Annotated in this window: 24 protein-coding genes; 6 read left to right on the forward strand and 18 right to left on the reverse strand. The window is 42.9% G+C overall.

Annotated features, from left to right (window positions below):
- The 12 genes from atpD to mnmG all read right to left on the reverse strand — a co-directional run.
- A partial coding sequence (gene atpD, locus B4K11_RS08960; RefSeq protein ID WP_292959335.1) for a F0F1 ATP synthase subunit beta occupies positions 1-906 on the reverse strand: 906 nt, incomplete at its 3' end.
- 36 nt (positions 907-942) lie between these two features.
- The gene (atpG, locus tag B4K11_RS08965; RefSeq protein WP_292957398.1) at positions 943-1,806 is read right to left on the reverse strand and encodes a F0F1 ATP synthase subunit gamma; all 864 of its coding nucleotides are present in this window, start codon (positions 1,804-1,806) and stop codon (positions 943-945) included.
- A gap of 78 nt (positions 1,807-1,884) precedes the next feature.
- Positions 1,885-3,429 carry a F0F1 ATP synthase subunit alpha gene (atpA, locus tag B4K11_RS08970; protein ID WP_292957401.1) on the reverse strand — a complete coding sequence of 515 codons (1,545 nt, stop codon included), beginning with the start codon at positions 3,427-3,429 and terminating at the stop codon, positions 1,885-1,887.
- A gap of 12 nt (positions 3,430-3,441) precedes the next feature.
- On the reverse strand, positions 3,442-3,975 hold the full coding sequence (locus B4K11_RS08975; protein WP_292957404.1) for a F0F1 ATP synthase subunit delta: 534 nt from the start codon (positions 3,973-3,975) through the stop codon (positions 3,442-3,444).
- Positions 3,976-3,989: 14 nt separating this feature from the next.
- A complete protein-coding gene (locus B4K11_RS08980) occupies positions 3,990-4,460 on the reverse strand; it encodes a F0F1 ATP synthase subunit B (protein ID WP_292957407.1) in 471 nt (156 codons plus the stop codon).
- A 61-nt stretch (positions 4,461-4,521) separates the two neighbouring features.
- Positions 4,522-4,752: a F0F1 ATP synthase subunit C gene (gene atpE, locus B4K11_RS08985; RefSeq protein WP_067867929.1), complete on the reverse strand. Its 231-nt coding sequence runs from the start codon at positions 4,750-4,752 to the stop codon at positions 4,522-4,524.
- A gap of 77 nt (positions 4,753-4,829) precedes the next feature.
- The gene (gene atpB, locus B4K11_RS08990) at positions 4,830-5,693 is read right to left on the reverse strand and encodes a F0F1 ATP synthase subunit A (RefSeq protein WP_292957410.1); all 864 of its coding nucleotides are present in this window, start codon (positions 5,691-5,693) and stop codon (positions 4,830-4,832) included.
- Positions 5,694-5,709: 16 nt separating this feature from the next.
- On the reverse strand, positions 5,710-6,129 hold the full coding sequence (locus B4K11_RS08995) for an ATP synthase subunit I (RefSeq protein WP_292957414.1): 420 nt from the start codon (positions 6,127-6,129) through the stop codon (positions 5,710-5,712).
- A gap of 186 nt (positions 6,130-6,315) precedes the next feature.
- On the reverse strand, positions 6,316-7,194 hold the full coding sequence (locus B4K11_RS09000; RefSeq protein ID WP_292957417.1) for a ParB/RepB/Spo0J family partition protein: 879 nt from the start codon (positions 7,192-7,194) through the stop codon (positions 6,316-6,318).
- A gap of 3 nt (positions 7,195-7,197) precedes the next feature.
- Entirely contained in the window at positions 7,198-7,992 is a 795-nt protein-coding gene (locus tag B4K11_RS09005; RefSeq protein ID WP_292957420.1) for a ParA family protein, read from the reverse strand.
- Positions 7,993-7,994: 2 nt separating this feature from the next.
- Complete coding sequence (gene rsmG, locus B4K11_RS09010; RefSeq protein ID WP_292957423.1) at positions 7,995-8,633, reverse strand: 16S rRNA (guanine(527)-N(7))-methyltransferase RsmG; 639 nt, start codon at positions 8,631-8,633, stop codon at positions 7,995-7,997.
- Positions 8,630-10,525, reverse strand: a complete 1,896-nt coding sequence (gene mnmG / locus B4K11_RS09015) for a tRNA uridine-5-carboxymethylaminomethyl(34) synthesis enzyme MnmG (RefSeq protein WP_292957426.1) — start codon at positions 10,523-10,525, stop codon at positions 8,630-8,632. The genes rsmG and mnmG overlap by 4 nt, the downstream gene beginning before the upstream one ends.
- 943 nt (positions 10,526-11,468) lie before the next feature.
- Between mnmG and B4K11_RS09020 the strand changes: the two genes are divergently transcribed.
- Positions 11,469-12,332: a hypothetical protein gene (locus B4K11_RS09020; protein ID WP_292957429.1), complete on the forward strand. Its 864-nt coding sequence runs from the start codon at positions 11,469-11,471 to the stop codon at positions 12,330-12,332.
- Between the two features lie 22 nt (positions 12,333-12,354).
- Here B4K11_RS09020 and B4K11_RS09025 read toward each other — a convergent pair whose 3' ends face one another.
- From B4K11_RS09025 to rpmH, 6 genes are all read right to left on the reverse strand, one after another.
- Entirely contained in the window at positions 12,355-13,995 is a 1,641-nt protein-coding gene (locus B4K11_RS09025) for a sensor histidine kinase (protein WP_292957432.1), read from the reverse strand.
- A 13-nt stretch (positions 13,996-14,008) separates the two neighbouring features.
- Complete coding sequence (locus B4K11_RS09030; protein ID WP_292957435.1) at positions 14,009-15,565, reverse strand: DUF3369 domain-containing protein; 1,557 nt, start codon at positions 15,563-15,565, stop codon at positions 14,009-14,011.
- A gap of 118 nt (positions 15,566-15,683) precedes the next feature.
- A complete protein-coding gene (gene mnmE / locus B4K11_RS09035) occupies positions 15,684-17,051 on the reverse strand; it encodes a tRNA uridine-5-carboxymethylaminomethyl(34) synthesis GTPase MnmE (protein WP_292957438.1) in 1,368 nt (455 codons plus the stop codon).
- Positions 17,052-17,184: 133 nt separating this feature from the next.
- On the reverse strand, positions 17,185-18,822 hold the full coding sequence (gene yidC, locus B4K11_RS09040; RefSeq protein ID WP_292957441.1) for a membrane protein insertase YidC: 1,638 nt from the start codon (positions 18,820-18,822) through the stop codon (positions 17,185-17,187).
- 16 nt (positions 18,823-18,838) lie between these two features.
- Positions 18,839-19,210, reverse strand: a complete 372-nt coding sequence (rnpA, locus tag B4K11_RS09045) for a ribonuclease P protein component (RefSeq protein ID WP_292957444.1) — start codon at positions 19,208-19,210, stop codon at positions 18,839-18,841.
- Between the two features lie 29 nt (positions 19,211-19,239).
- Positions 19,240-19,374, reverse strand: coding sequence for a 50S ribosomal protein L34 (gene rpmH, locus B4K11_RS09050; RefSeq protein WP_292957447.1), 135 nt, complete (start codon positions 19,372-19,374; stop codon positions 19,240-19,242).
- 159 nt (positions 19,375-19,533) lie between these two features.
- On the opposite strand from rpmH, the gene B4K11_RS09055 reads away from it, so the two are divergent.
- From B4K11_RS09055 to gyrB, 5 genes are all read left to right on the forward strand, one after another.
- Positions 19,534-19,716, forward strand: a complete 183-nt coding sequence (locus B4K11_RS09055) for a hypothetical protein (RefSeq protein WP_292957450.1) — start codon at positions 19,534-19,536, stop codon at positions 19,714-19,716.
- A gap of 394 nt (positions 19,717-20,110) precedes the next feature.
- Positions 20,111-21,664 carry a chromosomal replication initiator protein DnaA gene (dnaA, locus tag B4K11_RS09060; protein ID WP_292957453.1) on the forward strand — a complete coding sequence of 518 codons (1,554 nt, stop codon included), beginning with the start codon at positions 20,111-20,113 and terminating at the stop codon, positions 21,662-21,664.
- Between the two features lie 47 nt (positions 21,665-21,711).
- Positions 21,712-22,815, forward strand: a complete 1,104-nt coding sequence (gene dnaN / locus B4K11_RS09065; protein ID WP_292957456.1) for a DNA polymerase III subunit beta — start codon at positions 21,712-21,714, stop codon at positions 22,813-22,815.
- Between the two features lie 80 nt (positions 22,816-22,895).
- Positions 22,896-23,978 (forward strand): DNA replication/repair protein RecF, encoded by a 1,083-nt coding sequence (recF, locus tag B4K11_RS09070; RefSeq protein ID WP_292957459.1) that lies wholly within the window; start codon positions 22,896-22,898, stop codon positions 23,976-23,978.
- A 29-nt stretch (positions 23,979-24,007) separates the two neighbouring features.
- Positions 24,008-26,437, forward strand: coding sequence for a DNA topoisomerase (ATP-hydrolyzing) subunit B (gyrB, locus tag B4K11_RS09075; protein WP_292957462.1), 2,430 nt, complete (start codon positions 24,008-24,010; stop codon positions 26,435-26,437).
- The last annotated feature ends 12 nt before the right edge of the window (positions 26,438-26,449 follow it).

Here is a 26,449-nt window from a genome sequence, read left to right on the forward strand (position 1 = left end):
CAAGTCATCCGCAGGTACGTATACAGCCTGGATAGATGTGATAGAACCTTTCTTAGTAGAAGTGATACGTTCCTGAAGAACGCCCATCTCTTCCGCTAGTGTTGGCTGGTAACCTACCGCTGAAGGCATACGGCCTAGCAGTGCAGATACCTCTGTTCCCGCAAGAGTGTAACGGTAGATGTTGTCTACGAACAACAGTACGTCACGACCTTCGTCACGGAAAGCTTCCGCCATAGTAAGACCAGTCAACGCTACGCGAAGACGGTTACCTGGAGGCTCATTCATCTGGCCGTATACTAGAGATACTTTATCCAATACGTTGGATTCTTTCATCTCATAGTAGAAGTCGTTACCCTCACGAGTACGCTCACCTACACCAGCAAATACAGAGAAACCTGAGTGCTCGATCGCGATGTTACGGATCAGCTCCATCATGTTTACTGTTTTACCTACACCAGCACCACCAAACAGACCAACTTTACCACCTTTCGCAAACGGGCAAACCAAGTCAATTACCTTGATACCAGTTTCTAGTAGGTCGTTAGACGCTGACTGTTCTTCATAAGAAGGGGCTTTACGGTGGATAGGCATACGCGCCTCTTCACCAATATCGCCACATTCATCAATTGGGTTACCAAGTACGTCCATGATACGACCTAGAGTCGCTGTACCAACAGGTACAGAAACTGGCGCACCAGTATTTTCAACTTCCCAGCCGCGGCTTACGCCTTCAGTCTGACCCATTGCAATTGCACGTACAACACCGTCGCCCAGCTGCTGCTGAACTTCTAATGTCAGGCCGGTTTTACCGACGGTTAACGCGTCGTAAACCTTCGGTACTGATGCGCGTGGGAATTCCACGTCTACAACAGCGCCGATAATCTGAACAATAGTTCCGCTACTCATGTTCGGATCCTCTTAAAATTTAACCTGTTTACTGCATTAAACAGCCGCAGCACCACTAACGATCTCAGAAATTTCCTGAGTAATCGCCGCTTGACGAGCTTTGTTATAAATCATTTCAAGCTCGCCGATCATATCGCCGGCATTATCAGTTGCATTCTTCATTGCCAGCATTCGTGCTGCCTGTTCACAGGCATTGTTCTCAACCACGGCCTGATAGACCAAGGACTCTATGTAACGAACCAGCAAGCCGTTTAACAGCTCTTTAGCATCCGGTTCATACAAGTAATCCCAGTGATGATTGAGACCTTCATTGTCATCTTCTGCCTTAAGTGGAAGCAGTTGTTCAACTTTTGGCGCCTGGGTCATTGTATTAACGAATTCGTTAGATACAACGTACAATTTATCCAGTTTGCCTTCGTCGTAAGCATCAAGCATGACCTTCACTGCACCAATTAGGTCAGCCACTTCAGGGGCATCACCTAACTGAGCTTTAGCAGCAACTACATTTCCGCCGAAATTCTTAAAGAACGTCGCAGATTTGCTACCTAGTGAACAAATATCAATTTCGATATTTTGATCATGGAACTCTTTCATGCTTTTAACAGCTACTTTGAACGCATTCACGTTCAAACCACCACACAAGCCACGGTCGGTTGCAACAACAATAAAACCAACGCGTTTAGTCTCACGATCCTGCATGTACAGATGTTTGTACTCAGGATTAGACTTGGCTAGGTGCTGAATTACACCACGGATACTCCGGGCGTACGGCCGAGATGACTCCATGCGATCCTGTGCTTTACGCATCTTAGAAGCAGCAACCATTTCCATAGCGCTGGTAATCTTCCGCGTGCTCTGCACACTCGCAATCTTTGTCTTAATCTCTTTTCCGACTGCCATAGTTCCGCCTATTAACCTTGACTTAGTGTTAGATCTGCATGAATCGCTTCATGCAGATCACTCACTCGTAACGAGCTCTTACCAAGTTTGGGTAGACTTGAACTTTTCAATACCAGCTTTGAACTGTGCAGCAATCTCATCAGAGTAGCTGCCAGACTTGTTGATATCAGTCATCAGATCAGCGTATTCGCTGTTGAAGAAAGAGATCAACGCAGATTCAAAGTCTAGGATCTTGTTCAGATCTACACCAGATAGGTAACCTTCGTTGGCAGCAAACAGACTCAGACCCATGTCAGCAATAGACATTGGGGAGTACTGCTTCTGCTTCATTAGCTCAGTTACAGCCTGACCATGCTCAAGCTGAGCACGAGTCGCGTCATCAAGGTCAGAAGCGAACTGTGCGAACGCTGCTAGCTCACGGTACTGAGCCAATGCTAGACGAACACCGCCACCTAGCTTCTTGATGATTTTAGTCTGAGCCGCACCACCTACTCGAGATACCGATAGACCAGCGTTGATAGCTGGACGTACACCTGAGTTGAACAAGTCAGATTCTAGGAAGATCTGACCATCAGTGATGGAGATTACGTTAGTTGGTACGAACGCAGAAACGTCACCGCCCTGTGTTTCGATTACAGGTAGAGATGTTAGGGAACCAGTCTGGCCCTTAACTTCACCATTGGTGAATTTCTCAACGTAGTCAGCGTTAACACGCGATGCACGCTCAAGTAGACGAGAGTGCAAGTAGAATACGTCACCTGGGTATGCTTCACGACCTGGTGGACGACGGAGCAATAGAGAGATCTGACGGTAAGCCCATGCCTGTTTAGTCAGGTCATCGTATACGATCAGAGCGTCTTCACCGCGGTCACGGAAGTATTCACCCATTGTACAACCAGCGTATGGAGCCAAGAACTGCATTGCTGCAGGATCAGCGGCACCAGCAGCAACAACAATGGTGTGATCCATTGCGCCGTGCTCTTCAAGCTTACGTACAACGTTAGCGATAGTAGACTGTTTCTGGCCTACTGCAACGTAGATACATTTAACGCCTGTACCTTTCTGGTTGATGATAGCGTCGATTGCAATCGCAGATTTACCAATCTGACGGTCTCCGATGATCAGCTCACGCTGACCACGGCCAACCGGCACCATGGAATCGATTGCTTTCAGACCAGTCTGAACTGGCTGATCTACGCCCTGACGTTCGATTACACCAGGTGCAACCTTTTCTACAGCGTCAGTTAATTTAGTATCGATTGGGCCTTTGCCATCGATCGGGTTACCCAGAGCGTCTACTACACGACCCTGCAGTTCCGGACCAATTGGCACTTCCAAGATACGTCCAGTACAACGTGCAGTAGCACCTTCTACTAGGTCCTGGTAGTCACCCAATACAACAGCACCTACGGAATCACGCTCAAGGTTAAGAGCCATACCATAGATACCGCCAGGGAATTCGATCATTTCCCCGTACATTACGTCAGCAAGACCGTGGATCGTAATGATACCATCGGAAACGCTTACTACAGTGCCCTCATTACGGGCTTCTGAAGTCACATCGATATTTTCAATGCGCTTCTTGAGAATCTCACTGATCTCAGAAGGATTCAGTTGCTGCATGCTTTATTCCCCTCAGGAATTCATCGCTTCGGCCAACTTCGCAAGTCGAGCACGAACGGAGCCGTCGATCACTAAGTCGTCTGTGCGAACTACCACACCACCCAGAATAGTTTTATCTACCTGTGCAGTCAGTGTTACATCACGACCTAGTTTGGTTTTCAGTGCCTGTGCAAGTTTTTCCTGCTGGGCATCTAGCAGTTCAAACGCAGTTGTCACTTCAATATCTAGTGACTTCTCTTGATCAGCTTTCAGTGTATTAAACTGTTGAGCGATCTCAGGCAATAATGCCAAACGTTTGTTCCCAGCTAGAAGCTTAAGGAAATTCTTGCCCGCTTCATCTGCATCTTCACAAATGCTAACCATAAGGTCAGCTTTCTGAGAATCTGTCAGTGCAGGGTTGTTCAGTACACTCGCTACTTTTTCATCTTCAACTGCAGCTGCAGCTAAAGAGAGAAGAGCAGACCACTGATCAAGGTTACCCTTATCCATTGCAAACTCGAAAGCTGCTTTGGTATAAGGCCGAGCGACAGTGTTGACTTCAGCCATCGTTAAACCTCGCTTTAAAGCTCAGCGGCCAGTTTTTCAACAAGCTTAGCATGTGCCTTTTCATCAATAGATGCTTCTAGAATCTTCTCTGCACCCGCTAGGGCTAGAGTAGCAACCTGACCACGTAAAGTTTCACGTGCCTGGTTAACTTCCTGTTCTAGTTCAGCTGTAGCTGCCGCTTTAACACGACCTGCTTCTTCAACAGCTTTATCTTTAGCTTCTTCGATGATCTGGTTAGCGCGCTTGTTAGCCTGTTCAATGATGGCGGCTGCTTCTTCTTTGCCTTTACGCATATTTTCAGTGGCTTTTTCTTGAGCCAACTGTAAATCACGCTCAGCACGATCAGCAGCGTCCAAACCTTCTGCAATCTTCTTTTTGCGCTCTGCTAGTGCGGCCGTAATAGGTGGCCATACATATTTCATGCAGAAAACAACAAAAATAAAGAAAGCGATGGCCTGACCAATGATGGTTAGATTGATATTCACGCCATTACCTCTCGCGGTTGATTAAGTTAATCGACAAGTCAGTCTTACGACTTGTAGTTACTTACGCAACAGCGAACAGTACGTACAAACCAAGACCAACACCGATCATAGGTACAGCATCTACTAGACCCATTACGATGAAGAACTGCGTACGTAGAAGAGGAATCAGTTCAGGCTGACGAGCAGCACCTTCTAGGAATTTACCACCTAGGATACCGATACCAACCGCAGCACCTACGCTGCCTAGACCCAACATCAGCGCACCAGCGATGTACAGCAATGCCATTTCCATCAGTTTTATCTCCACTTAAGTTTAAAATTTAAAAAAATCTTTTATTTACTGCTTTTCTTCTTTATGAACAATCACCCTTAATGGTGATCATATGCCATAGCCATATAAACAATCGTTAGGACCATGAATATGAACGCCTGTAGGGTAATTACCAAAATATGGAAAATTGCCCAAGGTACAGAAAGTACCCATTGCGCCCAGAACGGTAGTAAAGCGATCAGGATGAAGATCATTTCACCAGCGTACATATTACCGAACAGTCGAAGAGCCAAAGAGATTGGCTTAGCGAACAGGCCGACAAGTTCTAGGAACAAGTTGAACGGAAGCATCCATTTACCAAGAGGCTGGAAAGATAGTTCAGCTAAGAAACCACCCAAGCCTTTCTGCTTGATGCTATAGAATACAATCAGTGCAAATACGCTAAGAGCCATACCTGCTGTTGCATTGATATCTGTTGTAGGTACAACCTTCATGTAAGGAATACCCATCTCTGATGCAATGAAAGGAATCCAATCTACAGGAATCAAATCCATTGTGTTCATCAGGAAGATCCATACAAAAATCGTAAGTGATAGCGGCGCTATCATTGGATTTTTATGATGGAAAATGCTTTTAACGTTGTCATCAACGAATTCAATAATCGTTTCAACAAAGTTCTGTGTACTTCCAGGCACGCCAGAAGTCGCAGATTTCGCAACTTTACTAAACAACCAAGTAAACAATACACCTAGAACAATAGACCAACCCATTGTATCTACGTTGATTGCCCAGAAGCCCATATCAGCTGCTTCAGCACCATGTGCAAATGTCCAAGTACCACCCTCACCTACCACTGAGCCATCGTAGCGTGAAACGCCTTCAGGCAATTTACCAAATGTTAAATTGGTTAAGTGGTGGGAAATATATTCTGAGGAGGTGAGAGTTCCGCCTTCACTAGCCATTCTCAGTTTCTCTCGTTCAAAGTTTTAGGAATCGATTATTTAGTTTCATCTGAGCGAACCACGCTGTGATCTGCATCAAGATGAATGTGCCAAATAGGGAAAATGGATTCAGAGGATGAATCAAGATAAACACAGCAGCAAATGCCAGTATGCTTATTCCCATTTTCCATATTTGGCTCACATACATTTCGGCTAACGCTCTTCCCGCAGATTGTTTATCGCGAAAAGTTAACGCACGGTGCGCAAAATAGAGATTAGGTAATATATATAAACCACCACCTAATAATGCTGACCAAGCTGTCATCTTACTATCAAGTAACAATGCAGTTGCAACAACTACACATAAAACAGCTTGTAATAGGAATATTCTAAAAATTTGTTTTCGGGTTTTTCGACTATGGACACCTTGTTTCTGGTTTGAGTTGTCCATTGTCATTAAATACAACCTTTAAACACAATTCCTAACATTGCCCTATTTGGGAGCACACATAGCCCAAAAGCGTGCCGATTATATGAGCTTAGAGCGGTTGAGACAACCGCCATATTACGCATTTGCACTAATGTCGTAGCATTATGTGCGTTATGTCAGTTTTATTAGGTGCCAAAGTAGTAATTCTTGCCGTTATTTAAGGACTTCTAATATAGAATCTAATGTTTCAGCATCGTCATAATTGATAGTAATTTTGCCTTTTCCTTTGGCATTTTCAGAAATAGCGACGTTGGTTGCAAAGCGAATTGAAAGCTCTCCAGCAAGCTCATTAAGCCTTACATTTTCTACTGGCTTTTTCTTTTCAACCGCAGGTTCGTTCTCTTGCTGTAGCTTTTTAACCAAAGCTTCAGTTTGACGTACAGACAAACCTTGGCCGGATATCTCATGAGCAGCCATAATCTGTTTTTCTGACTCAAGAGAGAGTAATGCACGTGCATGACCCATCTCTAGATCACCGTACTCAAGCATTTTTTTGACTTCATCTGTCAAATTCATTAAACGCAAAAGGTTAGTTACTGCCGAACGAGATTTGCCAACTGCATCAGCGACTTCCTGCTGAGTAAGCTCAAACTCTTCCTGTAACCGCTGAAGAGATATAGCTTCTTCAATCGGGTTTAAATTTTCACGCTGAATATTTTCAATCAGGGCCATGGCAATGGCCGCTTCATCAGGCACATCTTTGACGATCGCTGGAATTTCGAATAATTCAGCCATCTGTGTTGCACGCCAACGACGTTCACCCGCGATAATCTCATATCGATCTGAATCAATAGGGCGAACAACGATTGGTTGCATCACCCCTTGCGCTTTAATTGAATTAGCTAACTCTTCAAGCGCTTGAGGTTCAATATCGCGACGTGGTTGATAACGACCACGCTGAATTACATCTACAGGCAACAACCGGTATCCATCGATTGCTTCCGCTTCCGGTGTCGATACTTTCTCTTCAACGTCATTAACGCTCGACAATAGAGCATCTAGACCTTTTCCCAGTCCACGTTTTTTAGCCATCGATTATGCTTCCTGTGATTTTTCTTTTTCTTCTAATTTTGTACGGCGAATGAGCTCTCCTGCTAATGCAAGGTATGCAACAGCACCACGCGAATTTTTATCGTATAGCAACGCGGGTAAGCCGTGGCTAGGTGCCTCGGCGAGTCTAATATTTCTTGGAATTACGGTGCGATAGACCTTATCACCAAAATACTCAACTAGATGTGAAGATACATCCTTTGTCAGACTCATACGCGGATCAAACATTGTACGTAAGATCCCTTCAATTTTAAGAGCGGGGTTCAATCGTTTATTAATTTTATCGATCGTGCCAATCAATGCAGATATACCTTCAAGGGCATAATATTCACACTGCATCGGAATAATGACACCTGCGGAAGAGGCTAACGCGTTCACAGTCAATAAATTTAATGAGGGTGGATTATCGATCAAAACAAAATCGTAATCATCCGCCACTTCCATAAGCGCCATTTTCAGGCGAAACTCACGTCGCGGAATTTGTAACAGTTCAACTTCTGCTGCGGTTAGATCGCCATTAGACCCAATAAGATCATAACCACCCACCGTATCCCGATTGATCGCCTCACTGATATGAACTTTGTCAGTTAAAACTTCATATACCGTATTTTCAAGAGCGTGTTTATCAATACCACTACCCATACTGGCATTGCCCTGAGGATCAAGATCCACCAGCAACACCCGTTTTTTGGTAGCAGCCAATGAAGCTGCCAGATTAACGCAGGTAGTTGTTTTCCCTACGCCTCCTTTCTGGTTTGTGATCGTTAAGATCTTTGCCACGCCTAGCGTCTCCCTAAAACGAGTAGGTGTCTTTCCCCTTCAGTCTCTGGTACTTGCAAACGATGACAAGTTTTTAATTCGAAACCTTCAGGTAAAGCTGATAATTCATCTTCAGGATACAGACCTTTCATAGCAAGAAAAACACCTTCTTGATGACAAAGCTGCTGTGTCCAGTTGATCATATCGCTAATTGATGCAAAAGCTCTGGATATAACTTGATCAAAAGGTTCAAAATCACAATTTTCAACTCGATTATTCACGATTGTGAGGTTATCGAGCAACAGCTCTGTTTTAACCTGAAGCTGAAAGCGTGTTTTCTTGCCATTACTATCCAAAGTAGTAACCGGCAGATCTGGATAGCATATAGCCAAAGGAATACCCGGAAGACCTGGGCCGCTACCCACATCAATAATTCTCTTACCTTTGACAAACGGTACAATACTTAAGCTATCAATCAAATGACGATTTACCATCTCCAGCGGATCTCTCACTGCTGTTAGATTGTACGCCTTGTTCCATTTGATTAATAAATTTAGATAACGAATCAATTGCTCAACTTTTGACTCATCAATATCTAAACCTAATTTTTTAATACCTTTCAGCAGAGCAGACTCTAATGCTTCTTGAGTAACATGGTTCATGAAGTAGTGGCCTGCCCTGTTTTACTTAACTGATGTTTTTTCAAATAAACCAACAGTAGCGAAATCGCTGCCGGTGTCATTCCTTGGATTCTTGATGCCTGAGAGATTGTCTCAGGGCGGATCTCTTTTAGCTTCGCTTTTAATTCGTTTGATAAACCGCCCACTTGATCATAGTCAAATGCATCAGGCAGTGCGGTATTCTCTTGACGACGCATCTGCTCAATTTCATCTTTCTGTCGATCAATATATCCCGCGTATTTATTGTGAATCTCAACTTGCTCAGAAACTTGATTATTTTTAACCGATTCACCCTTCAAATCAGCAATATCTCGATAAGATAATTCTGGACGCTTCAGTAGATCAGCTAAATTATATTCACGCGAAAGAGGAGTCTTCAATTTCGGAGCGAGTTCATTCGCCTCAGCAGATCCAGGTTGAATCCAAGTCTCTTTTAAACGCTGCTGTTCACGTTCAATCGATTCTTTCTTTTCACAAAATGCTTGCCAACGTTCATCCCCCACTAAACCTAGCTCTCTACCTTTTTCCGTTAAACGTAGATCCGCATTGTCTTCACGTAGAATCAAACGATATTCAGCACGGCTGGTAAACATACGATAAGGTTCAGATGTACCTAAAGTGATCAAGTCATCAACTAAAACACCGATATACGCTTCGTCTCTGCGTGGGTACCACTGTTCTTTATCGAGCGCACGTAAAGCCGCATTCGCTCCCGCTAATAAACCTTGAGCACCCGCTTCTTCATAACCCGTTGTTCCGTTAATCTGACCGGCAAAGTAGAGACCATCCATATATTTGGTTTCTAGTGTGTGTTTCAGATCCTGCGGATTGAAGAAATCGTACTCTATGGCATAGCCAGGTCGAACAATATGCGCATTTTCAAAACCACGGATTGATTGTACAGCCGCTAATTGAACATCAAAGGGTAAACTCGTTGATATCCCATTTGGATAAAGCTCATAAGTTGTTAAACCTTCAGGTTCAACGAATACTTGATGTTGGTCTTTATCGGCAAAACGCATGATCTTATCTTCAATCGAAGGACAGTAGCGTGGTCCCACTCCCTCAATAACACCCGTATACATGGGTGATCTATCAAGACCACTACGTAATATGTCGTGGGTCTTTTCATTCGTATAAGTGATATAGCAACTTATCTGCTTAGGATGATCACTTAACTGACCCATATATGACATAACAGGTGTTGGTGTATCACCTGGCTGTTCTTGCATTAATGAGAAATCAACGCTTCGCGCATCAATTCTTGGTGGCGTTCCGGTTTTGAGTCGATCAACTCTAAACGGAAGTTCACGCAAACGTTTTGCTAATGCAATTGATGGAGGATCGCCTGCACGACCTCCTGAATGATTTTCTAAACCTATATGGATGACTCCACCGAGGAAAGTCCCTGCCGTTAATACAACAGATTTAGCTTTAAAACGTATCCCCGTTTGAGTAACAACACCTTTGACTGAATCACCTTCAATGATTAAGTCATCAGCCGATTGCTGAAAAATATCAAGATTTGGCTGACTCTCTAATATTTCTCTAACGGCAGCTTTATAGAGTATTCGATCTGCTTGAGCACGTGTGGCTCTTACAGCAGGTCCTTTACGTGAATTCAATATTCTAAATTGAATTCCTCCCTTATCTGTCGCACGTGCCATAGCGCCATCTAATGCATCAATCTCTTTAACCAAGTGACTTTTGCCTATGCCCCCAATAGCAGGGTTACATGACATCTGTCCTAAGGTTTCAATGTTATGGGTTAACAATAAAGTTTTTGCACCTGTACGAGCAGAAGCTAAAGCTGCTTCTGTTCCTGCATGACCGCCACCAATAACAATGACATCAAAGTGGGTTGGAAAATCCACTGTTGTAATACCTCTAAAAAGAATGCTGTTAGATCTGATTAAGACTTTTAAGCACGTATGGAAAATAAGAGTTCTGAAATGGCCGCTGATTATACATTTACTTAGCGGTATTAGGAATGATCATTTTTTATACAATACTGTTTAGCTTCTTTTTAAGTAAAGAATTATATTATTTAAAGTATATATATATATGTTTTCTTATAATTATAGTTATTATTAAGTAAGCAGTTTTCTGGTGATAATCAGCTTTTATTCTTTATTATCATGATGTTAGAGCAATGATAAGTACGCATAAATAGTGGATATATAGTCTGCATACCCTCCGTGTAAGTTGTGGATATATAGGTTACTTATACACAGCCCTATCTATTCACAGAGTTATACCCTAGTTACGTTCCTACACCTATACAGTTTATGCACAGTGTTTGTAGATAACTTTTAAGGCTATAAAGGATATTCTATTTTGATCGTTGCGCAATCAGATATATGTAAACGGTAAGTTATTGTTACTTAATGGTAATTCCTAGTTACTAACGTACTTGTACCCAAAAAATAATAAGTCAGTGACTATATTTCGTTTAGTTCTTTTGTGGATAAGCTGATAATAACTTTTGACTTACTTGTGGGAAGCTAGGGGATTGATCTGAATAGTTTGTGTAAGGATAAATGACAGTTTAAAGCCGTGTTTGCAAAGAAATTTCCAGCTACTTGAATAGTGATTACTTACTTATAAGGAAATTGATGAAAACTATCGCCTGTTTCGGCTTGAATGGTTCAGGTAGCCGTTTTCTTAACTACACTTACAGAGCGATTTAATTTCATTGCGAGCTATTTTCGATAGGTAACCTGCACGTTTGTAATCGTTATCTTGAACTGATCTGTAAACCTGAGGTGCTGCGGATTTTTCTGTAGCTTCCCTAGTTATATTTTTAGGGTGTGCTTAATGTATTTACGGTTTGCCATTTTTATCAGTATTTTTACTGTCCAAGTACATGCAGTTGAAAACATTAGGGTGATCCCTCCTCAATCTAATTATGATGCCAGCCATAATTACTTCTCAGAACTTTTACAGTTATCTCTGGATCTAACATCAGAAGAATATGGTGCCGTTGAGATTGTATATAGTACGCAGATGGAACAAGGGCGAGCCCTCTTTGAGTTAAAGAGAGGGCGTGAAATAGATGTATATTGGGCCGGCACAACGATAGAAAGGGAGAAGGAACTTACACCCATTAGAGTGCCTTTAGTGAAGGGATTACTTGGGTTTAGGGTAAGTTTGATCAGAAGTGATCGAATAAATGATTTTCAAAAGGTAAAGACCTTATCCCAATTACAAAAGATGAGGGCCTGCCAAGGATTGCATTGGCCTGATTCGGATATTTTAGAATACTCAGGTATTCCTGTTAAAAGGGGGCCTATATATGAGCTCCTTTTCAGGCAATTAGATGCGGGTAGGTGTGATTTCTTCCCTAGAGGTCTTCATGAGGCCTTCTCTGAAATTAAAGCCCGACAGCATAAATACGCAGATATGCAGCTGTATTCGGACCTTATTATCTACTATCCATTTCCCATGTATTTTTTTGTTGGGCCTAACGATCACCAGCTTGCTAGTAGAATTGAGAAGGGCTTAAATAGAGCGATTGATAATGGTACTTTTTTACATCATATGAAGACGCACCCGGTGACATCTCATTTGTTCCCATTAGATCAGTGGTCTAATAAAGATATTATTAAGCTGACCAACCCTTTTTTAGCAAAGGACACCCCAACACATAATGCTCGTTATTGGTTTCTACCAAATCAGTAGTATATTTTAAGTTGCTAGTTGCTTACTCAGCAGGTGGGTTTGGCTCGATAATGATAGCCAAAGGCATGATAATCATTAAGCAAAAGCCCTCTGTTTCTGCCTTCTGCAGTTCTAGTTTACCTTTAAGCTGGTTTGAAACGATATTGTAAACGATAGACATCCCTAGGCCGCTGCCCCCATTGCCACGTCTAGTGGTAAAAAATGGCTCAAATATTTTTTTACTTTCCTCTTCTGATAGGCCTCGTCCATTATCGCTATAGGTCAGCAGTAAGTTTTGTTGATCTGTTTTTGCTGAAATTGATATGGTTCCACCCTCTTCTTCTTCGAAACCATGAATCGCTGAGTTATTGATTAGGTTGCTTAGAACATAATGTAATGCACCGGGATAACTGTCTAATTCGATATCCTCAGGGATATCTAAATTAAAATTCACCCGGCGGTTTTTGAATTGAGGGTAGATCGTTTGGATGGATGATTTTAGGTATTTATAAAGATTAAAGTGTTGAATTGCATCGTCACTTTGATCCGTTGCTATCAATTTAAAGCTGGTTATTAATTTACTGGCTTTGACTATATTCGTTTCAAAGAGTGCACTGGATTCATCTAGATCATCTAAAAAAGTATTCAGATCTGTTTGTGTCAAAGTACCTTCTTCAAATTTTTTTCGGATCTCATGGCTATTATCTTGCTGATAGCTAGAAGCGGTACGGCAAACGCCTATAGGCGTGTTTATTTCATGAGCAACACCGGCCACCATATTGCCCAATGCCGCCATTTTTTCTGTTTCAACAAGTAAGTCTTGTGCAGAGCGTAGATTGTTCATCGAACTTTCTAACTGTTGTGTGCGTTCAGACACTCTTTGCTCGAGTGTTTCTTTGTATTGAAGCTCACTTTCCAGCAAAGCATCTCTCTGTTCTACAAGCGATTGAAGATGCTTTTTATTTTCATGAAGTTCTTTATAGGTTTTATGCAGACTGATGCGCATATGGTTGATTGTACTGACTACCGCATCGATTTCGTCAAGCTTATCCTCTTCAACTTTTTTACTGAGATTGAGGGGGATTGTTAGTTTTTCAAAATCTAACTCTTTCAAATAGGAGGAAATACTGCTCAAGTGGCGGGTAATATAAAACCAGATGAGAAACAGTATGAAGCCGGAAACTAGAAATGTCTTAATTGCATTACTGACAAGAATGATGCCTGCTTTATCAAGTAAGCGATTGTAAATGTTATCAATACTGGCGGTGACGCGAAGTACTCCAATATCTTGAGGAGCAATACCTGGTGCACTGTAGTTAAGGGGAAAATCTATTGTTTTTGTGGCGGAAGAACGTGCCTCACCTTGTTCCCAACTGATCTCATCTTCAATAAGAATGGAAACATATTCAATATCGGGGAGCTGACTCAATCCAGCTAGTTGGGTTTCAATTTGAGAATCGTCTAAGGACCATATACTGAGGGTTATGGTTTGTAAGTATGAGTTTTCAATATTATTAAACTGTTGCTCAATTCGGCTTATATCAGCACGGTAATCTAATGCTAATTGTATGCTGGTACTCAAAACCGTAAAGCAAGAACTAAAGGCTAAAATGAAGATAACAAATCGTTTACCTAAACGACCTGATATTATTTTTGAGTGAATTTTATCTCTTAATATAGACATGGCCATCCTAATATTAGTCAGGGTAGCTTTCACAGATATTCAGGATATCATCTAAATTTTCCTGAAAGAGCTCTATAAGTTTAGGATCAAATTGTTTCTCTTTTTCTGAGTCTAAGTAATCTAGTGTTTTCTCTATAGGCCAGCCCTCCTTATAGCAGCGCTTACTATTTAACGCGTCAAAAACATCCGCGATTGCGGTGATTCGACCACAGAGAGGGATCTCTTCACCTTTTAATTTTTTAGGATAGCCAGATCCATCCCACTTTTCATGGTGGCTCCCTGCAATTTGAGCAGCTAGTTGAAATATAGGTTTATCAAAATTTACAAGCATACACTCGCCAATCTCTGCATGGGTTTGCATTATTTCCCATTCTTTTGGATCAAGAGGCCCTGGTTTATTAAGAATGGCGTCAGGAATCGCAATCTTACCAAGGTCATGTAGAGGCGATGCAAGTTTGATATTTTCTATAAAAAAGTCACTAGCGCCATAAGCCGCAGCAAGTATTGTTGAAATTTCGGCAACACGTTTTACATGCGCTCCGGTCTCTTTAGAGCGCTTTTCAACTGCTTCACCTAGAATGTAGATCAGCTCTCCTTGGGTCTCTTGAATCTCTTCTTTAAGTAATAGAGTGTGGTAGGTTGATATGACATCGGCACTGAAGATCTCTAGTAAGTGCTTAGCGTGTTCATCTATGTTGCTTCGATGTTTTATATACAAAAGACTTTCAGCACCACTCATACCTGAATGATATGCAATATAACCATCCTGAGTATGAATGGACCTTTTTTCTTCCAATGCTTTATTAAAAATAGTTTGCAGATCTTGAGGTAATTCCTTTTCATTGTATTGAAAAGGAGATTTACAGCTCTTTTCTTCGTTTAACAGAGGTTGCATGCTTCCGGTTGCTGCCAATACAGTAAATATAGGCATATCTTTGTAGATACGTCGTGTACTGCAATAAATAGAGTCTGGCTCAAAGTTAAGCAAAGAGATTAGTTGGTCCAAAATAGCCGAAGCAAGTAAGCTCAAAGAGTTAACTTGGTTTATTTGCCCAATAGCCCCTATCACTGTTTCTAAAGACCTACGCTGCTGGTCAATTGTTCTAATATCTCTATATGAGCGTAATGAAGTATAGATAAGGGTTTTTAGCTTAGTACCAGTTAGTTCGGTTTTATCTTTATAGTCGTTGATATCATATTCTTGTATCACGCGTTCTTCAGGGGCTTGGCCGGGTTGGCCTGTACGAAGAACGATACGCGTCATATCATTTTTAAGTTCTTCACGGGTAACTTGGATAAGCTTCAAACCAGCATCATCCGTTTCCATGACTACATCGATCAATGCAAGGGCTATTTCTATGCCCTCTTCTTTTAGAACAGCGGTCGCTTCCGCGGCTGAATGAGCTTCAATTAACTCTATGGGCCGGTTATCAAAAGTCACACTTTTTAATACAAGTTGTGTGATTCTATGAACGCTGTCTTCGTCATCAACAATTAAAACTTTCCACGGAGGTAAGTTATTACTGGGAGCTTCAGGTTTTTCAGCAGCGAACTGTAGTGTGTTTGTCATCTATCTTTCCTAGCACAACTCGAATCGAAAACTTTTTAAGTGTAGCTCAGTTACTTAGTTTTCGAAGTGATAGATTTGAATTACTCCTGTTTTTTATAGCTTAGTATAAATACTTGTTTTATTTACCTATACAGAATGAACTGAATATACGGCCGAGTAGATCGTCAGAGGAAAAAGCGCCCGTTATTTCGTTCAATGTTTGCTGCGCTTGACGCAGATCTTCAGCCAAAAGCTCCCCCGCGCCATTTGTTTCTAATTGCTCATAGCCAATACTCAATAATGAATGAGCGCGTTCTAATGCATCTAGGTGACGCCGTCTTGCCATAAAGCCACCCTCTGTTGTCGCACTAAAGCCCATGCACTGTTTTAAGTGATCTCTTAAAAGCTCTATGCCGTCCTGAGATTTTGCAGCGAGAGTAATTGTCGTATGGTCATGAGCTTCACGTACCCCGATCGTTTCACCACTTAGATCTGCTTTGTTTCTAATGACGGTAATTCTGCTTGAATCTGGGAGCTGGTGGACAAATTCAGGCCAAATTTTCTCGGGATCATCGGTAGCAATACTTTGGCTGTCGACCATTAAAAGAACCAAGTCGGCTTTGTTAATTTCCTGCCACGCACGGTCTATGCCTATACGCTCGACTTCATCGGGTGAATCGCGTAATCCTGCTGTATCGATAATATGTAGAGGCATGCCATCAATATGAATATGCTCTCTTAAAACATCTCGAGTTGTTCCCGCAATATCTGTAACAATTGCAGTTTCACGCCCTGCCAATGCATTAAGTAAACTAGATTTACCCGCATTTGGCCTGCCTGCGATCACGACATTCATCCCTTCGCGCAGTAAACTTCCCTGCTTCGCTTCAGCTTGTACATCGTTAACTTTGGTAAGAATGCACCCTAGATCATTTAATACCTTCCCATCTGCGAGAAAGTCTATCTCTTCCTCAGGGAAATCAATGGCTGCTTCAACATAGATACGCAGGTGGATGAGTGCTTCAACAAGTTCATGAATACGGTTGGAAAATTCTCCCTGTAATGAGCGAATGGCACAACGTGCAGCCTGTTCTGAAGAACTGTCTATCAGATCTGCGATTGCTTCTGCTTGTGCTAGATCGAGCTTGTCATTTAAAAAGGCTCTTTCAGAAAACTCACCGGGTTTTGCTAAACGTGCCCCCAGCTCAATCGCTCTTTTTAGGATAAGGTCAACAATGATGGGCCCGCCGTGGCCTTGAAGTTCGAGTACATCTTCACCGGTAAAGGAGTTAGGGCCAGGGAAATAGAGAGCGATACCTTGATCTATCTCCTGCTCATTATGATCAAAAAATGGACCGTAGTAAGCGTATCTTGGTTTTAACTCCGTCTTCAATACTTGATCGGCGATCTCTTTAACTTTAGGGCCTGAAATACGCACGATACCGACTCCACCACGACCGGGTGGTGTTGCCTGTGCTGTTATGGTGTCTTGTATGGTTAATGACATAGGGATCTCTTCAGGCCTTAACTAAATGAATAGAGTGGAGTTTATCATTTTGTGCTTTAAGGATCAGGCACAAAAAAGCCGCTAGTTAAGTAGCGGCTTTTTAAGAGTAGTTTTATCTCATGTAGAAATAAGTTTACTCGTTTTCGATCTGCTTATTGATCACATACTGCTGAGCAATAGACAGAATGTTGTTCACTACCCAGTATAGAGTCAGACCCGCTGGGAACCATAGGAAGAAGAATGTGAACATGATCGGAAGCATCTTCATAATCTTCGCCTGCATTGGGTCCGGAGGCGTTGGGTTAAGCATCTGTTGAATGAACATACTTGCACCCATAATAATAGGTAGGATGAAGTATGGATCTTTAACAGATAAATCCGCTAGGTATAAGAATTCAGCATGGCGAAGATCAACTGACTCCATCAATACCCAGTAAAGGGCGATGAAGATAGGCATCTGTGCAACGATAGGTAAGCAACCACCAAGAGGATTGATCTTCTCTTTTTGGTAAAGCTTCATCATCTCTTGAGACATTTTCTGGCGATCATCACCATAAAGCTCTTTAAGACGCGTCATCTCTGGACCAAATTTACGCATTTTAGCCATTGATTTAAAGGCTTTTGCGTTAAGTTGGAACAGGGCTGCTTTAACAATTATTGTTATACCAATGATCGCAAGACCCCAGTTACCGACTAGGCCATAGACCCATTTAAGTAACATATAAAGAGGAGAAGCAATCCACCACAGTACGCCATAATCAACAGTAAGGTCTAGATCCTGGTCAGCAAGTTCCATGATCTCTTGGTCTTTAGGTCCAGCAAAGAAGTTAGCTGTAACTGTTTTGCTCTCTCCTGCTGGAACACTGAAATCAGGTGAAAGGAAGCCAACAATATAATTACCGTTCAGTTTACGAGACTGGTAGTTATATTCTGCACCCTTTTCAGGAATCCAAGCACTTAGGAAGTAATGCTGTGACATCGCAACCCAACCATCTTTACTCGATTCTTTAAATGGGCTGTCATCAATATCGTCAAAGTCATACTTCTGGTAGTTGTTTTCTAGTGTAGAGAAAACAGGACCTAAATATGACTGCATGCCCATTTCTGTCGTGGAAGTAGGATCATCGCTACGGTCTCGTTTGATCTGGCCAAACAAGTTAGCTTTCCATGTTTCAGAAGACTGGTTATTAACGATGAACTCAAGTCCAACTTCGTAAGAACCTTTACTGAAAGTGTAGCGTTTCGTAATTTGAACGCTGTCTTCAGTTGTGTAGGTTAGATCAACAGAAATTGATTCTTGGCCGTCTAGGTCAAATTCACTTTGTGCTGATGTATACGTAGGACGTCCATTAGGACTTGCATCAGGACCATTTCTGCCGACTAAACCACTTTGAGATACATAAGTGCGGTTTGAAGTTTGTTCAAGTAAAACGAATGGCAGCTCTGAACCTAAAGATGCTTTATAGTCAGGTAAAGAGACCTGAATAATGTCGCCGCCTTTAGTATCAATAACTACATTCAATACGTCAGTTTTAACATCGATAAGAGATGCTTGCTGAGCTTGAACGGCTGTCGCAGGTAGATCACCTTTCTGTGCAGAATCATCTGCTGCTGGTAGATCTGTAGCAACGGGCTGAGTTTCATAAGCAGAAACAGATGTTGTTGCTTGCTGAGCTTCTGCTGGCTGACCGTAGTCTTGGTTCCATTGTAGCACCAGCATATAGCTGATCAGACAGAGTGCTCCAATGAGAATAATGCGCTGTACATCCATGGGTTTAAGGACCAAATCAGGTTTTCTTTAACTTTCTCGATTTATTATTTAATCTCGACCAGCACTTTTTCATCAGCTTATGAACATCTTGGTTTTCTATCTCCCCTAAGCCCTTACGAGCAAGGATGATAATGTCCACAGCGGGTAAATTATGTTGATTAAGACGAAATGATTCGCGAATGATACGCCGAACACGGTTTCGTTTCACCGCTAGACGAACATTTTTTTTAGAAATAACAAAACCAATACGAGCTTGGCCTAGATTATTAGGGCGAGAAAGTATGAGGAGAGGCTGGTCTGGTACCTTCAACTGTACGTCGTCAAACACACTTTGAAAGTCCCTACCGGTTAACAGACGTAACCGGCGTGGGTAACTGAATTCGGTCATTCAAATAAACCAGACCGTTCTGTCAGCCATTAAGCTGACAGGCGTTTACGGCCTTTAGCGCGACGACGGTTAATAACCGCACGTCCAGCTACTGTAGCCATACGTGAACGAAATCCGTGAGTACGTTTACGCTTTAATACGCTTGGTTGAAATGTTCTTTTCATCGGACAATCCTGCGAACGCGTTTGATAATTGAAATACGCAGCAAAAGAGCCACGCGAAAAAATAGAGGCGAAATTCTAGTGAATTTGTTGGGTGTGTTCAATCTATTTTTACTAATAATCACTGTTTTTTCATAAAAATTGCGTTTTAAGTGTGAATTCATGGCCGAATTACGTCCTATTTTACTTAGCGCTAGTCGCTTAAGTGCAGTGTTTTGGTTTTTAGTGCAGTTTTTACTTCCGGCATTGGAGCATCACTATGAGTCATTAATAGCTGTATTCCCTACGCGTAAAATAGTTTCTCATTTGCCTATATTTCTATGCAGTATTCTTTCTATGGGTTAATAGGTAAGTGAATACAGCGTAACAGATGCATTTTGAGTGAATATGTTATTAAAAACGCCTTTTCTGTGGATAACCAATGCAAAGCTACTAAAGCTTGCGTTTCTAGGACTGTATAACTCTGGGGATTAAAAGTGAGTTAGTTGTTAGTCATTGGTTTTTGAGGAACGAATAACTCTCGCCAAGGCCACGACCTATAAGGGTTGTATCAGGCTGATAAACTTGAGTTTTTAGTGAAAAAAAGATTATTGCTTTGTGGATAAGTGATTCAGAAGTCGTTAGAATCTCTATATAACTCTGCTGCTTCTTTAATATAGCTATTCAATAGCTTTTTAATATTCCTTCAGAGTCATTACTAATAATCATAATTACAGGATAAGAGAAGGGCCTCTCCCCTATGTCGACGGATCTTTGGGCGCGTTGTTTAAACAGCCTTCAGAATGAGTTTCCGGTTCAGCAATACAATACTTGGATCCGACCTTTAAAGGTGGGCCCGGATAGTGCTGAGCGGTTAGTTCTGGTTGCGCCAAACCGTTTTGTCCGTGATTGGGTGAATGACAAGTTCCTTTCTCGTATTCGCCAAGTTGTCTGTGATGTCAGCGGCGACATATCGACTGAAGTTGCTTTAGAAGTTGCAAACAACCGAGGTGTTGCGCCTCGCCCTAGAACTGCAGCAGTCGCTAGACGCCCTGCTCCTTCACCTATAGTGAGAGAGCCACAGCCCGTTTTTACACCGACTCAGGAACCCGTCGCTGTTCAAGCTGAGGCTGCTCCAGCACCTGTAGTTGAAGCGCCAAGAGAAAATATTTTTCAGCCGGGTATCCAAGATCCTGAGCCTTCTCAGATCCAGATGCCGATGCATATGCCTACTCCTCCTTCGCAGCCCGTTATAGAGCGTACTGTGGATGTTGAAGGTGGCTTGAAGCACCCGCAATCAAACCTGAACCAATCGTTTACTTTTGAAAGTTTTGTACAAGGTAAATCGAACCAGCTAGCGTTAGCGGCTGCAAGGCAGGTAGGTGATAACCCTGGCGTATCTTACAACCCCCTCTTTATTTATGGTGGTGTAGGCTTAGGTAAAACCCATTTGATGCATGCGGTTGGTAACGAGATGTTAAAGCGTAACCCTAACGCTAAGATCGTTTACCTTCACTCTGAACGTTTCGTTGCGGATATGGTGAAAGCGCTACAGTTAAATGCGATTAACGATTTCAAACGTTACTATCGCTCTGTTGATGCGTTATTGATTGATGATATTCAATTCTTCGCTGGTAAAGAGCGTTCACAAGAAGAGTTTTTCCATACGTTTAATGCCCTGTTAGAGGGTGGTCAGCAGATGATCCTGACCAGTGATCGCTATCCTAAAGAGATTAATGGTGTTGAAGAACGCTTGAAGTCTCGCTTTGGTTGGGGACTCACTGTTGCTATTGAACCGCCAGAATTAGAAACACGTGTTGCTATTTTGATGAAGAAAGCAGATGAAGCGCGTGTACGTTTACCTGATGATTCCGCCTTCTTCCTTGCGCAGAAGATACGCTCCAATGTACGTGAGCTTGAAGGTGCTTTAAAGCGTGTTATTGCCAATGCTCATTTCACGGGCAGTGCAATTACAACACCTTTTATTAAAGAATCTCTTAAAGACCTACTGGCATTGCAGGATAAACAGGTTAGTATTGATAATATTCAACGAGTTGTAGCTGATTATTATAAAATTAAGGTTTCTGATCTGCTGTCTAAAAGACGCAGTCGTTCTGTAGCTAGACCTCGCCAAGTGGCGATGAGTTTATCTAAAGAGCTTACCAACCATAGCTTGCCAGAAATTGGTGACGCTTTTGGTGGTAGAGATCACACTACGGTGCTCCATGCTTGTCGTAAGATAAAAGAGCTTCGTGAGAGTGATTCGGATATTAGAGAAGATTATAAGAATTTACTGCGTCATTTAACGGCGTAAATATACCGGGCTAGACCGGCCATATATTAAAGGTAGGTGGGTAAACGATGAAATTTGTCATTTCACGTGAAGCGCTAATAAAGCCGCTGCAATTGGTTGCAGGTGTGGTTGAGCGTAGACAGACATTGCCAGTGCTATCCAATATTTTATTGGTAGCTGAAGGAGATCAGCTGTCCATGACGGGTACAGACCTAGAGGTCGAGCTCGTTGGACGCGTGACACTGGATGAGCCTGCAGAAGCCGGTTCTGTCACAGTGCCCGCACGTAAGCTGATGGATATCTGTAAATCGCTGCCAGATACAGCAAGGATTGAACTGACGCTAACCGGTCAGAAAATGGTAATTAAAGCAGGACGCAGTCGCTTTAGCCTATCTACCCTGCCTGCAGCAGAATTTCCAAATGTTGAAGACAGTCCAGAAACACTTGAGTTATGTATGGTTCAGCAGCAGCTGCGTAACCTAATCGACTCAACTGGCTTCTCGATGGCTCAGCAGGATGTTCGTTACTATTTGAACGGTATGCTGCTTGAGATTGCCGAAGGTCAGCTGCGTGCTGTATCTACAGATGGGCATCGTCTTGCAACGAGCGTTACAGGTGTAGAAGCTCAAGAAGGTCTACAGCATCAAATCATCGTGCCGCGTAAAGGTATTTTGGAGCTGGCTCGCCTGCTGCAGAATGGTGAAGATGAATTAAGACTTGTAATCGGCGCAAGCCATATCCGTGCACATGTAGGTGACTTTACGTTTACCTCTAAGCTCGTTGATGGCAAATTCCCGGATTATGAGCGCGTTATCCCGAAAAATGGCGACAAGATTCTACTTAGCGACCGTATGGAGCTACGTCAGGTACTTAGCCGTATTGCGATCCTATCGAACGAAAAATACCGTGGTGTGCGTTTAGCGCTTTCTCCAGGTTATCTGCAAGTTATGGCAAATAACCCTGAGCAGGAAGAAGCTGAAGAGACCTTAGCGGTTGATTACGACGGTGAAAGCTTAGAAGTTGGCTTTAACGTGAATTACCTATTAGATTGCCTATCAATTCTTAACTCTGATGTTGTGCGTCTAACTCTCTCAGATTCCAACTCCAGTGCGCTGGTAGAAGGGTTTGACGAAGAAGGTAGTGTTTACGTTGTTATGCCAATGCGTATGTAAGGCATAGCTTAGCTAGTGTTACATGCATGTGATTCAAAACTTGGGGGCTTATCACAGCCCCCATACTTTTTCCCCGCCTGATGTCCATATCTAAAATACAGATTCAGCACGTCCGAAATATTAGCTCAATCAGTTTTGAGCCCTCTCCCGCTATCAATATTATTTGTGGCGAAAATGGCAGTGGTAAAACCAGTATTTTAGAAGCGATCAATATTCTGGGTCTGACACGTTCTTTTCGGACCAAAAAAACACGCCATTTAGTTCAGAATGATCAATCCTCATCGATCGTATTCGGCACCATTGATCCTATGGTGCAGGGCCTAAAGCAATCCTTAGGCGTTGAGAGGCCTGTTGAGGGCGATGTTCGAATGCGCTATGAGGGCGCAGATATCGATCTTTCTACCTTGGCTGAGCTCATTCCTCTACAGGTTATTAACTCCGATACCTTTATGCTTTTAGAGGGATCTCCAGCGGTAAGGCGTCAATTTCTTGATTGGGGCGTGTTTCATGCAGATAAAGCGTTTATTCAGCTGTGGAGAGGCTTCAGAAGAGTATTAAAACAGCGAAACACATTGCTGAAATGTGGTAGGATTGACAATAAGTTACGCCAGGTTTGGGATCGGGAATTTATCGGTTTTTCAGATCAGCTAACCCGCTTAAGAAAAGAGTATCTGAGTTTACTGAAACCTGAGTTTGATCAAGTGGTTTCACAGCTATTAGCAGGTATGAAAATTGAGTTGGGGTTTAGCACTGGCTGGGATAAAAAGCGTCCACTTGATGAGGTTTTAGCGAGCAGTTTTGAACGCGATCTTCGTCAAGGATTTACTGGCAGCGGGCCTCAACGTGCAGACTTACGTTTGAAGGTGGATGGTCATAATGCTGCAGAGCGTTTATCCCGTGGACAAAAGAAATTAGTCGTCAGTGCCCTTAAGCTTGCGCAAGGCGCACTGTTTCAGCGGATGAACAGCCGCCCATGTATTTATCTAATAGATGACCTACCGTCAGAGTTAGATCAAGTACACGGAGAATTGTTCTGTAAAGTGTTAGAGCAAAGCTCTAACCAATGTTTTATAACTTGTGTTGATGACCGTGCGCTAAAGTCGCATTGGGATCCACAAACGGATATAGCCACATTTCGTATTGCAGAAGGTAGCCTTTGCTAACTCGCATACGGATGCGTTAGGAGACTTGGATGAGCGGCGAAGATAATCAAGATTATGATTCCTCGAGTATTAAGGTACTAAAAGGCCTTGATGCAGTAAGGAAACGCCCAGGCATGTACATTGGTGATACAGACGACGGTACCGGTCTGCATCATATGGTATTTGAGGTTGTCGATAACTCAATCGATGAAGCTTTGGCAGGTTTCTGTAGTGAAATCAAAGTGGTTATCCACCCAGATGAAAGTGTAACGGTTTCAGATAACGGCCGTGGTATCCCAACGGATATCCACGAAGAAGAAGGTGTATCTGCCGCTGAAGTTATCATGACTGTACTGCATGCCGGCGGTAAGTTTGATGACAACACTTATAAAGTGTCAGGTGGTCTTCATGGTGTAGGTGTTTCAGTTGTAAACGCCCTATCCTCTAAACTGAAGATGACTATCCGTCGTAATGGCGAAGTACATGAACAGGTTTACCATCATGGTGATCCCCAGTCTCCATTAACGGTTGTTGGTGAAACTGAAACCAGTGGCACAATGGTGCGTTTCTGGCCTTCAGAAGATACATTTACAAATAATCGTTCTTTCAAATTTGAGATACTGGCTAAGCGTCTACGTGAGCTGTCATTCCTTAACTCCGGTGTACGTATTGTTCTTAAAGATGAGCGTTCAGCGAGTGAAGAGATCTTTGAGTACGAAGGTGGTCTAAGCTCTTTTGTAGATTACCTAAATACCAATAAAACGACGGTTAACAAAGTTTTCCATTTTACAGCTGATCATGAAACCGGTGTGGCTGTAGAAGTCGCTATGCAGTGGAATGATAGCTACCAGGAAAGTATCCACTGTTTTACCAACAACATCCCACAGCGCGATGGCGGTACTCACCTTTCAGGCTTCCGTGCGGCGTTAACACGCTCTTTGAATACTTACATAGAGTCTGAAAGCCTGAACAAAGGCGGTAAAGTCAGCACAACAGGTGATGACAGCCGTGAAGGCTTAACGGCGATTGTATCGGTGAAAGTACCCGATCCTAAGTTCTCCTCCCAGACCAAAGATAAGTTGGTTTCATCAGAAGTTAAATCTGCTGTTGAACAAACAATGGGTGAACTGCTGAGCGACTACCTGCGTGAGAATCCGCAAGAAGCCAAAGCCGTTGTAACCAAAATGATCGATGCGGCACGTGCCCGTGAAGCGGCGCGTAAAGCCCGTGAAATGACACGTCGTAAAGGCGCACTCGATATTGCAGGCCTTCCCGGTAAACTTGCTGACTGTCAGGAAAAAGATCCTGCACTGTCTGAAATATACCTAGTGGAGGGTGATTCTGCGGGTGGATCGGCTAAACAGGGCCGTTCACGTAAAACGCAGGCGATCTTACCGCTTAAAGGTAAAATTCTTAACGTTGAGAAAGCACGCTTCGATAAGATGCTTAGCTCAGCAGAAGTTGGCACACTGATCACCGCACTAGGTTGTGGTATCGGTCGTGAAGAGTACAACCCGGACAAACTGCGTTATCACCACATCATCATCATGACCGATGCCGACGTGGATGGATCGCACATCCGTACCCTGCTTCTGACTTTCTTCTTCCGTCAAATGCCAGAACTGATCGAGCGTGGCTACATCTATATTGCTCAGCCTCCGCTTTATAAGATCAAAAAAGGCAAGCAAGAACAGTACTTGAAAGATGACGAAGCCCTAGACTCATACTTGCTACAGGGCGCGCTGGACGGCACGACACTGCATGTAAATGCAGAGGCCCCTGGTATTGGTGGTGCCGAGCTTGAAACGCTGGTACATGACTATCGCGGTGTGATTCGTACAATTAACCGCATGTCACGTGTGTACCCATATGCACTGCTTAAATCCTTATTAGACGTACCTGCAGCTTTTCCTCGTGAAAATATGACCGATCAAGCGGCGGTTGCTGAATGGTGTGACGCGTTTGATGATGCACTAGCAGGTTATTCTGATAAGGCGGTTAGCTTCCAGTGCCTTGTTGAAGAAGACAAAGAGCACAGTAACTATGTTGCTAAAGTTGTGATGCTTCAGCACGGCGTATCACACGACTATGTTCTAAATGAAGAGTTCTTCGCTTCACGTGAATACACGTCGATCACTAAAATGGCGGCTACCCTTTCTGGTTTATTGGAAGAAGGTGCTTACCTTAAACGTGGTGAACGTACACGTGAGACAACTGACTTTGAAGAAGGCATCAACTGGCTTCTTGATCTATCCCGTCGCGGCCATTACATCCAGCGATACAAAGGACTGGGTGAGATGAACCCAGAGCAGCTTTGGGATACGACAATGGATCCAGAATCACGCCGTATGCTACAAGTAACCATTGAAGATGCAATTACAGCAGATCAGCTTTTCACCACCCTAATGGGTGACGAAGTTGAACCGCGCCGTAACTTCATTGAAGCGAACGCACTGCAAGTAGCCAACTTGGATGTGTGATTTGTAAGTATT

Origin of the sequence: Neptuniibacter sp. UBA6509 (genome assembly GCA_002435145.1) — a bacterium.
Lineage (GTDB): Bacteria > Pseudomonadota > Gammaproteobacteria > Pseudomonadales > Balneatricaceae > Neptuniibacter.